The organism is Mesorhizobium sp. 128a (assembly GCF_053848025.1).
In genome coordinates, this window is record NZ_JBSPKY010000050.1 from 1 (window position 1) to 9828 (window position 9828).

Sequence of the window (9828 nt, forward strand, 5' to 3'; positions counted from 1 at the left end):
CCGGTAGAACCTGTCGCTCCGGTATCACCGGTTGCACCTGTGGCTCCTGTAGAGCCGGTTGCTCCAGTCGAGCCAGTCGAGCCGGTAGAACCTGTCGCTCCGGTATCCCCGGTTGCACCCGTGGCTCCGGTAGAGCCTGTCGCACCGGTAGAGCCAGTCGCTCCGGTATCACCTGTTGCACCTGTGGCTCCTGTAGAGCCGGTTGCTCCAGTCGAGCCAGTCGAGCCGGTAGAACCTGTCGCTCCGGTATCACCGGTTGCACCTGTGGCTCCTGTAGAGCCGGTTGCTCCAGTCGAGCCAGTCGAGCCAGTCGAGCCAGTCGAACCTGTCGCTCCGGTATCACCGGTTGCGCCTGTGGCTCCGGTAGAGCCAGTCGAGCCTGTCGCACCGGTAGAGCCAGTCGCTCCGGTATCACCGGTTGCACCTGTGGCTCCTGTAGAGCCGGTTGCTCCAGTCGAGCCAGTCGAACCTGTCGCTCCGGTATCACCGGTTGCGCCTGTGGCTCCGGTAGAGCCAGTCGAGCCTGTCGCACCGGTAGAGCCAGTCGCTCCGGTATCACCGGTTGCACCTGTGGCTCCAGTCGAGCCGGTAGAGCCGGTAGAGCCGGTAGAGCCGGTAGAGCCGGTAGAGCCAGTCGCTCCCGTGTCACCGGTTGCACCTGTGGACCCGGTAGAGCCGGTTGCACCTGTCGAGCCGGTCGAGCCTGTGGCTCCAGTTGCGCCGGTCGCGCCCGTCCCGCCTGAAGTACCTGTCGCACCAGTAGCACCGGTCGCACCGGTAGCGCCCGTGGCACCGGTCGCGCCCGTGGCTCCTGTCGAACCCGCACCCGTGGCGCCGGTCGCGCCGGTCGCGCCGGTCGCCCCCGCGGGTCCGGTCGCGCCTGCTTGACCTGTGGTGGCGATAAAAGAAGCGGTATCAAAGAAATTGCCATTATCGCCATTATTAGCATCTACCGGGGTAAAACTATAACCCCCTACAACGGGGGAAAGCGTGCCGTATAATTTGAAATTGCTGTCGTAAAGGAAATAAATATCAGTAGTGTTTGGAATTGTTATAGTTGCTAAAAAGTCATTGATTAAACCGCTTTGGTTTGCAGATGGAAGCTGAAACGCACCAACGACTGTATCATCTGCCTTATTAAGTGCCGGGTTAGTCGGCGGAGCTACGTGAGTATCGACTATATAGTACGTGTTGACAGCCGAAGAGTTGCCGCCGGCAGTTATGAGCCCATGGAGTGTAAGGTCGGCGGCAAGCATCCCCGAGTAACGGGCCACGCCAGCTGAAGTCATCGGAGGCAAAGGCGTGGACGAGCTTACGCGTGCGGATATCTCCCAGGAGCCGCCCAGGGCGGCCGCGCCAATCAGCGATCTTGATGCGCAAACGTCCGCGCCGATGGCCTCTTCCAGCGCGGCCACGAAGGTCTCGCCAGCATTCCCCGATGCCGTTTCGCAGCTCCACAGCCTCAGTTCGCCATCCGCGGCAAGCGCCCGGCCGATCGCGGCAAGATCCTCAGCCTCTTCCTTCAATGTGGCAGTCGACCACTCCCCTGCCGTGAAGCTGACCCGGCCAGGCGCGCCATGCGCGAACACGTGCACTGCATCGAGCCCGTTGTGCCCTGCCAATACGGCAGCGATCTGCTGCGCCACCGGTCGGTGGCCATCGAGCACAATCGCCTGAACCTCGGGTCGCACGTTGCCGAGAACCGTCGCGAGGTCGGAAACTGAAGGATCGACAAAAAGAAATTCAGAGGCGCGGGCCATGACTGGCTCCTGTTGGCTTCGAATTCGGTTCAAGTGGAAACCGCCCACCGGGATGGCCCGCGAGCGGTTAGGAGAAGGAGCTTGGGAGCCGTCATCGTCCAGACGGCCCGACTGCGCCGTCGGGACGTGCAACAGTGGGGCTCTCTACGCGAAGGAAGCTGCAGGCCTGGAAAGTCCCGCCATCGTCAAACGTGCCAATCGCCAATGAACCGGCCGCGGCCGGAACCTTGACGGTGACAGCGACGGCGATGCTTCGCTTGACGGCCTTGGGAAGAATGACCTGACCGACGACGGCGCTCTTGGCCGTGTCCAGGATAAAATAAGGCACATTTTCGGTCGTGTCGCCGATGGGCAAGACGCCTCTAACGGCAACTTCCATGACCGCAAACCCTGCTATGTAGCTCATCATCTTCTCCTCGGTCGCCAACGGCCGTGCCGCAGCTTCTCTTGGTTCGTACCCTTGGATTTCAATCGTTGGTTTCAATCGCTGCCGAACGTGGGCGCTCGCTGAGGTGAGCGTGGCGTTCGCAGGCGCGCGGCGGTCCACGGGACGCCGAGGAATACCCGTCAATCGCGGGGCAATCCTTGCTGGCGGCCAGGAGCGGATAATTAAGGGATTGATCGAAGCGGAAGCCCGTGCCGCGGGCGCATCGTTTCGTACTTGGTATCACACCAACCACAGCCAACTCCCAACACGCATGTCTCGATTTCTCGACGACAACTTGCGAGGGAATCGACTACTTGCGAGGGAACATCAGGTTGGGAAAACGCTAGACTTGAGTTCAAGGCAGTCCGACGTCTTCGTTGCACGCCACCAAACACTCTCTGCGCCCTCACGCAAAGAAGTGACTTGCTCCAGATACTCTCCTGGCTTCGCAGACCGCGCGAACCGACAGGCCTACTGCCCGGTCCACGGCAACCCTCCACATATGTAAGACATTAGTAAATTATAAAATTAGCAACTTGTAAATAACCTGTTTACGATTTGTTAATTGCGCAATCACGACTGACTATCTTGGCAAACATCGAGATGGCGCGCATGCGGCCAAATGCATCGGAAAATCCGGGGCTTAAAGATGCTCCACCTCGTAGCGACGAAGCCTTGATATTGCGGCGGAGTTTTGAGCGTGAGCGATTGAACCCGATTGGAAGGTTTGTTCGCCCCCCTTCGTCCAAGGCAACCGCGAGGCCTTGCTGGGATGAAAAGTGCTGGCTAACAATGGATGGCGCTGAGGTCGCGTCTGCAAGGAAGGGATGAGCGATACTTTGCAACAGAGGTCATGCAGATGGCCAAGGCGGCGGGTAATGTGCACGAGGTATAAAGGCCGGATAAAGACGTATGAGTTCCCCTTCAACAATTTCGAGCAGCGCGTAACGAACGCCGCTCCGTCAAGGGATTAGCATGAGCACCATCGGCCTGTGCATGATCGTCAAGAACGAGGCAAAGGTCATTCTGCATTGCCTCGCCAGCGCGCTTCCTATCGTTGACTATGTGCTCGTCATCGACACGGGTTCCGAGGACGGCACGCAGGACCTCATCCGTAGCTTCCTGACCACGCACAATGTCAACGGCGCAGTCATCGACGAGCCCTGGCGGGACTTCGCGTACAACCGGACCTTTGCCCTTGACCGGCTGCGTGAAGTCGAGACGGTTGACTACGCCATGATCATCGACGCGGACGACGTCGTGGTCCAGGACGCCGGCTTCGATCCGATCGCGTTCAAGTCGAAGATGGAACACGATCTATACGACATCGAGGTGTCCCATGGTGACATTTCGTTTTATCGGCCGCAGATCTGCCGTAACCGGCTGCCGTTCTCCTTCAAGGGCGTGCTGCACGAATATCTCGAGGCCCCTCCCGGCCATCTCACACGCGAGACCGCCAAGGGTTTTCGCGTGGCGACGGGGCGTGGCGGAGCACGCAGTCAAAACCCGCGAAAGTACCAGGACGACGCGGCGGTTCTTGAAAATGCGCTTGCCACGGAGACCGACCCCTTCCTTGTCTCGCGATACACCTTCTATTTGGCGCAGAGCTACAGGGATTCCGGTGAACGTGAAAAATCGCTGGCGAACTATCTGAAGCGTGCCGAACTGGGTTTTTGGGACGAGGAGATCTATGTCAGCCTGCTCGAGGCGGGCAACCTCATGGCAGCGCTGGGACGGCCATTCGCCGAGGTCATTGCGGCCTTTGAACGTGCCGCGCAGACCGTTCCCGCCCGTGCGGAGGCTCTTCACGCCGCAAGCCTCTTTTGCCGCAACCAAGGCCGGAATGCGGAAGGAATGGAATTTGCGCGTCGAGGGCTCGACCTTGCTCAACCCGCCGGACTTTTCGTGCAGCCTTGGGTCTACGATTATGGGCTTCTCGATGAGTTTTCGGTCAACGCGTACTGGGTAGGCGCATACCGGGAATCGCTCGACGCCTGCCTGAAATTACTGGCCAGCGACAAGTTGCCGGCAAACATGCTGAAGCGCGTGGTGGCCAACGCGCGCTTCGCCACCGACAAGCTTCAGGTCGGCGAGCCACCGGCTTTGGGGAGACTCGGCGCCGAGAGCCTGGTTGAACAGCACAAGCTCATCCCGCAGCGTTCGTTGCGGTCGCGCATGAAGGGCACGCCGCGCGTTCTGGTAACAATCCTGGCAAAGCAGAAGGAGCCGGCACTCCCCCTTTACCTCGAATGCATCGAGGCGCTCGACTACCCGAAGGCGTCGATCGTGCTGTACATCAGGACAAACAACAACACCGACAGGACCGAGCACATACTCCGCGAATGGGTGGAGCGTGTACGCCACCTCTACGCGGCGGTTGAGTTCGATGCCTCAGACGTGGCCGATCGGGTCGAGCAGTTTCGCGAACACGAATGGAACGAGACGCGCTTCAAGGTGCTCGGCCGAATCCGCAACATCAGCCTGGGGAAGACCCTTGAGTACAATTGCGACTTCTATTTCGTCGTCGACGTCGACAATTTTGTGCGACCGGCCACGCTACGAGAGCTTGTCGCGCTCGACCTGCCGATCGTCGCCCCCTTGCTGCGTTCTATCTCGCCCGGCCAGTACTATTCGAATTACCACGCCGAGGTCGACGCCAACGGCTACTATCTGCAGTGCGACCAATATGGGTGGGTACTCAACCGGCATGTTCGCGGCGTCATCGAGATGCCGCTAGTGCACTGCACCTATCTCGTGCGCGCCGACGTGCTGACGGAACTGACATATGATGACGGCACGTCAAGATACGAGTATGTCATCTTTGCCGACAGCGCCAGGAAGGCCGGCATCGTCCAGTACATGGACAACCGGCAGGTCTACGGCTACATCACCTTCGGCGAGGGCCAATACCATGTGAGCGACGGGATCGAGCGGGCTCGAGCGCTGTTGCATGGTGCGGGCGATACGCCCGTATTCACTGCCGCCGCGCCCCCTGTCTCCGGGACGATGCCAGCCCGGCCTGTCGAGCCAACGGGTTCGCCGAAAATTCACCTGATAAACCTCGACCGCAGCGTCGAGCGCTGGAGTAAGTATCAAGATAGGAATCCTCATCTAGCCACCAATACAATTCGCGTATCGGCCGTCGACGGAGCATCCCTCGATAGGTCGGCCTTACAAGCCTTGGTAGACGATGGAGTGATTGCCGAGGATTGCGGGTATCTGCCGGGCGCATTGGGTTGTGCTTTATCCCACATCAACTTGTGGAAGTTAGCGGCAGCCGAGAAGCGGCCAATTACCATTTTCGAGGACGACGTCTACTCGTCGTTTAACTTTCTTGAGGAGTCGACCCGAATTCTGTCCACGGCTCCAGAGAACTGGGATATGATAAAGTGGGGATTCAATTTTGATCCTTTATTCCTGTGGTTGAACTTCGATTTTTCCAAAGCCAAGCTGGAGTTTTACGAGCGAAAGCACAAACAGGTGCCGGCTCAATTTCAATCTGACCGCTATTCGAGATCTCTGATCCGGCTGACCCATTCCTTTGGTGCGATGGCCTATTCAGTAACTCCAAGGGGCGCTCAGATACTTCTTGAAAAATGTCTACCCCTACAAAGGAGACTTATTCCGTTTCCTGAGACCGGAGTAGTCTTAGAGGATGAGGGCATCGATTGCGCAATGTCTGCGGCGTATGACTCAATGAAGGCGTTCGTTTGTATGCCACCACTAGTCATTCACGACGACCATCAGGCGTCAGATCGGGTGGCTGTGAATCGGCAATGAACTTCGTGTCGATCGCAATGTTCAGCCCGATACTCCTTACTCCCCCTCACAACTGCCTCTCAATGGGCGTCAAGAAGTAATTATTGTCCACGGGAAAAGTCTCTTGGACGATGTAGCGAAAAGAGTCACACCATGAGGCTAGATCTTGCTGACTTTGCGGCCATACCTCGATAAGTATGTTCGGGCGCCAAGTTTCGATCGTCCCCTGCAATCCCTTGAGCACCTCGAACTCTGAGCCTTCCACATCAATCTTCAAGAGGCCTACCGGCTTCTGTTGCAGGAGGAGGTCTCCAGCGACGCATTTGACATTTCCATCATCGTCGTTGAGCATCTGGGCTCGGCCCATATTATTCGGATCCGGCGAAAAGACACGCATTTTGGTCGTTTTTGAACCAAGGGCGAGGCCGAGATAGCTCGTGTTTACGTTTGCGCAAGCGTTCAACAGGATGTTTAACTTAAGTATTTCTACCGCTTTTGGATTAGGCTCAAAAGCTATCACTTCAGATGGACTGCAGAATTTTGCCATGAAGATGGAATGGTTACCTATATTCGCGCCAATATCGACGAACACTTTGCCTGGGGTGGAACGATCGCGAATTAGATCGAGTGTGTCGCGCTCATAAAAATCCCCGCCAAATAAGATAGACTGAATTATATCGGTTCTATCTTTTATGAAGAACGTGATAATCTTTCCATCAATGCGGTGGCTAACAATAATTCCGCTTACTTCCGACGCATCTTCGCGGAAATGGAAATTTTCCCAACCTCTGCATAGAGGAGCGGATAGAGTAACCCGACCGTCGGATCGCGCGGATAGAAAAGTCCCATTTTGAGCAAGTCCAAATTTATTTCTAGGCAGATCGACGATCGTTAGCGCGTTGTCGGTTATTAACTTGAGAACATCGGCCACGTCTATTCTCTTGGAATCCGAGAGCGCCGAGTACTCAGAAAGATAGACGATATCCGTCTGCCCATCGCCGTCAATAAAGCGAATGCGAGCCGCTTCGCCATCTTGAGTCAGAAATACATTGTTCGGGCTATACTCTAGCAACCCGTGTCGAAGCTCGCCCGACGAAGTGTCTACGAACAGGGTAGTTCCATGCGAGGTAAAGATTCGCTTGGCAACCCCGGCTTGGTTGAGATTCGCGCCCACGAAAGACCCCTCCATTGATTTCGGGTGATGTTAAGCGAGTTTGGGCGTTTTGCAAAAAAAAGGGCCGAGATTGACGCTGGCGGGATTGGCCTGGTCCAGCGGTTGTAACAAAGCTCAGCTGGCCCGCATCAACGCGCGCCGACGTCGAATTTGTTGAAATTTGTCGCATAGTGCCCTATTGCAGAAGTAAGCGTGCTTGACGGCTTTTCTGTCTTCCTATCAATGCGGCTGGCATTGGGATTGAGCACGTCACCGGCGTCGATGAGGTGCATTCGATGACGCAAAGCACACCCGATGATTCCCGCGAAGCTTTCGCGCGCATTTACCAAAGCAACGAGTGGGGCTCCGCGGAATCGCGCTCGGGACTCGGTTCAGCGTACGCGACGACACATCGCGTGCGAACCGTATTGCCGATGCTTTTGCGCGCACTGGATGTGACGTCCATGCTCGATGCGCCCTGCGGCGATTTCAACTGGATGCGCTTCGTCGACTTGGGCAAAACGCACTACATCGGTTGCGATATCGTTCCGGAAGTCATCGAAACGAATCGCATGCGATACGCGGATCGCGAATTCCACGTGCTCGATCTGGCTGCCGAACCGCTACCGAATGTCGACCTCGTTTTTTCACGCGACTGTCTGCAACATCTGACCGAGCGCGATATCTGGCGCGCGCTGCGCAACTTCAAGAAGTGCGGCGCACGCTGGCTATTCACCTCAAGCCATTCAACCTCGGCACAGGACATTGCGCCGGAACCGGGCGGATTCGGATTTCTCAACCTGCAGCGACCGCCATTCTCTTTGCCGCTGCCACTCCTGGTCATGCCGGAGGAACACTACGCATCAAAGGCGATGTGTCTGTGGGACATGACGCAAATCGGTGCATAAAAACCCGACCAAGGAGCATCAGCTGACGAACAGACGACAGTTCGGCATGCTAGCTACCGTCTCATTGGCTACTAGCTTGGCTACGCTATGGAGTCACTCGCGGAAAGGCTACGCGGCCATGTCTCTCAAATCTCCCTCGGCCCGCCCATCGCCAACCCTCCTCTCCGCCCCCATCGAGCTTGCCGGCGACTGGGGCCACATGCTTGAGGGCGCGGCTGATCAGGTCGTCGAGCGCACGCGGCATGCGTGCCTTGACGGCGTCCGCCTGCTGTCCGACCGCCAGCCGAAGCGGCTGCGTATCGACGAGCACACTTCTGGCACGCCGGCCATCTGGCTGCATCCGGACGGCAGCAGCATGGCCTGGATCATCGTCGATATCGGTGACCGCGACTGGTCGAAGCTCGCCTACCAGTTCGGCCATGAGCTCGGCCATGTGCTCTGCAACAGCTGGCAGCCGGACGCCAAGCCGGCGCCCCCTTGCCAATGGGTCGAGGAGGCGTTGGTCGAGGCCCACTCGCTGCGCGGTCTCGGTCGCTTGGCAAAGGACTGGAAAGTGAATCCGCCCTTCGCCGGCGACAACGCCTTCGGCGATGCCATCGCCCGGTACCGCCAGGACATCATCGATCGCTATGCGGCGCTCGCTGAAAACCAGGGGCTCACGCGCGACGCGGCTGCGTGGTTCGCCAACCACCGCGGCGAGATCGAAATGCCCGCCCTCAATCCGTTTGCCCAGGCAATGTCGCTGACCATCCTCGCCGAATACGACCGCGCGCCGGACTGCATCGAAGCTCTGGGCGCACTCAACCGTTGGCCCGGTCGAACCGGTATTCCCATCGCCGAATATCTCCGACGATGGGAACAGAGCTGTACGGAGTTGGAGGCCTCGCCGCAACTGCCGCTCCGCTTGCAGGACTTGTTCGCGCAACGGTTCAAGTGAAAGCGGGTGCAAGAGAGGGTCGCCGGGCCACGCTGTCCCGTTGTACAGGCGGGATTCCCCCTAGCGCCGCTGGTCCAGCCGACAATGTACCATCCCAAACTCTTTATCGTTGACGATGTCTGGGCGAGCTTCGGTTCAGCCAATTTGGACGAGCGTATGCTCGCCGGACCTTTGGGTGCCTAGGCGTGGGGGATTTGCGGGCTCATGCCTTTTGGTCGCCCACCAATCTGGATTCAGATGAGCGGCCTTAAGCAAGGGCAAGATTTCATCCAATTGTTCGAACGTGACGACGATCTCGGACGCGCCCAAGGTCTCCGTCCAAGGCTGGACGAAGCCATCACGGACATCGACTACTACAACACGGATTCGTTCCATCGGAACATATGGCGGGCGGCCCAGCAGGCGAGGTGTGAGTTGGGTGGTGACCGCTGGGCCTGACCAGCGTCTTTTTTACCGCCGGCTAAGACGAGACTTTAGCCTTATTCAGGAATTTGCAAATTTAGCTAAAAGGATGACGTTTGCTGCGTTTAGGCTCCGCTCAGCCGAGCCTTGGATTTGAATTCGTGCCGTCCCGCCACGGGTTGTCTCATTGGGCGTTGTCTGACTGAAGTGGCGAATCCCCGCCCGTTCGTGTCCTCGCAGGAGTGGAGAAAGCGTCCTCGGGCAAATAGATCAGATCCGGGTCGAGCGATCCATTCTCATGGCGAAAGCGATGTGAGACCCGCCCGCGTTTCGCACGACCAGGGAGCGCTTCAGTCAGGCGTAGACCTGCCTGAGAGGGGGGGTACTTGTTTCCGAGACTAGCAGCGGGAAAGGTTCGACCTGTCCTCCAGTCTTGTCCAGATACTGCATCAACGCCGTCACCAGGTGGTAGAAGATGCTCG

6 protein-coding genes are annotated in these 9828 nt (G+C 57.8%); 3 read left to right on the forward strand and 3 right to left on the reverse strand.

Translation table 11 applies throughout. The features are described 5' to 3' along the window. Together ACWTU9_RS32665 and ACWTU9_RS32670 are read right to left on the reverse strand one after the other, a co-directional pair. On the reverse strand, positions 1-1760 hold a 1760-nt coding region (locus tag ACWTU9_RS32665), incomplete at its 3' end, for a DUF4347 domain-containing protein (RefSeq protein ID WP_455861925.1). Between the two features lie 91 nt (positions 1761-1851). Further along, a complete protein-coding gene (locus tag ACWTU9_RS32670; protein ID WP_455861926.1) occupies positions 1852-2166 on the reverse strand; it encodes a hypothetical protein in 315 nt (104 codons plus the stop codon). A 996-nt stretch (positions 2167-3162) separates the two neighbouring features. Here ACWTU9_RS32670 and ACWTU9_RS32675 point away from each other — a divergent pair. Continuing rightward, on the forward strand, positions 3163-5967 hold the full coding sequence (locus tag ACWTU9_RS32675) for a glycosyltransferase family 25 protein (protein ID WP_455861927.1): 2805 nt from the start codon (positions 3163-3165) through the stop codon (positions 5965-5967). A 46-nt stretch (positions 5968-6013) separates the two neighbouring features. Here ACWTU9_RS32675 and ACWTU9_RS32680 read toward each other — a convergent pair whose 3' ends face one another. Continuing rightward, entirely contained in the window at positions 6014-7120 is a 1107-nt protein-coding gene (locus tag ACWTU9_RS32680; RefSeq protein WP_455861928.1) for an FkbM family methyltransferase, read from the reverse strand. A 275-nt stretch (positions 7121-7395) separates the two neighbouring features. On the opposite strand from ACWTU9_RS32680, the gene ACWTU9_RS32685 reads away from it, so the two are divergent. Both ACWTU9_RS32685 and ACWTU9_RS32690 read left to right on the forward strand, forming a co-directional pair. After that, entirely contained in the window at positions 7396-8007 is a 612-nt protein-coding gene (locus ACWTU9_RS32685) for a class I SAM-dependent methyltransferase (protein ID WP_455861929.1), read from the forward strand. Between the two features lie 199 nt (positions 8008-8206). Continuing rightward, positions 8207-8944 carry a hypothetical protein gene (locus ACWTU9_RS32690; protein WP_455861930.1) on the forward strand — a complete coding sequence of 246 codons (738 nt, stop codon included), beginning with the start codon at positions 8207-8209 and terminating at the stop codon, positions 8942-8944. Positions 8945-9828 lie beyond the last annotated feature (884 nt).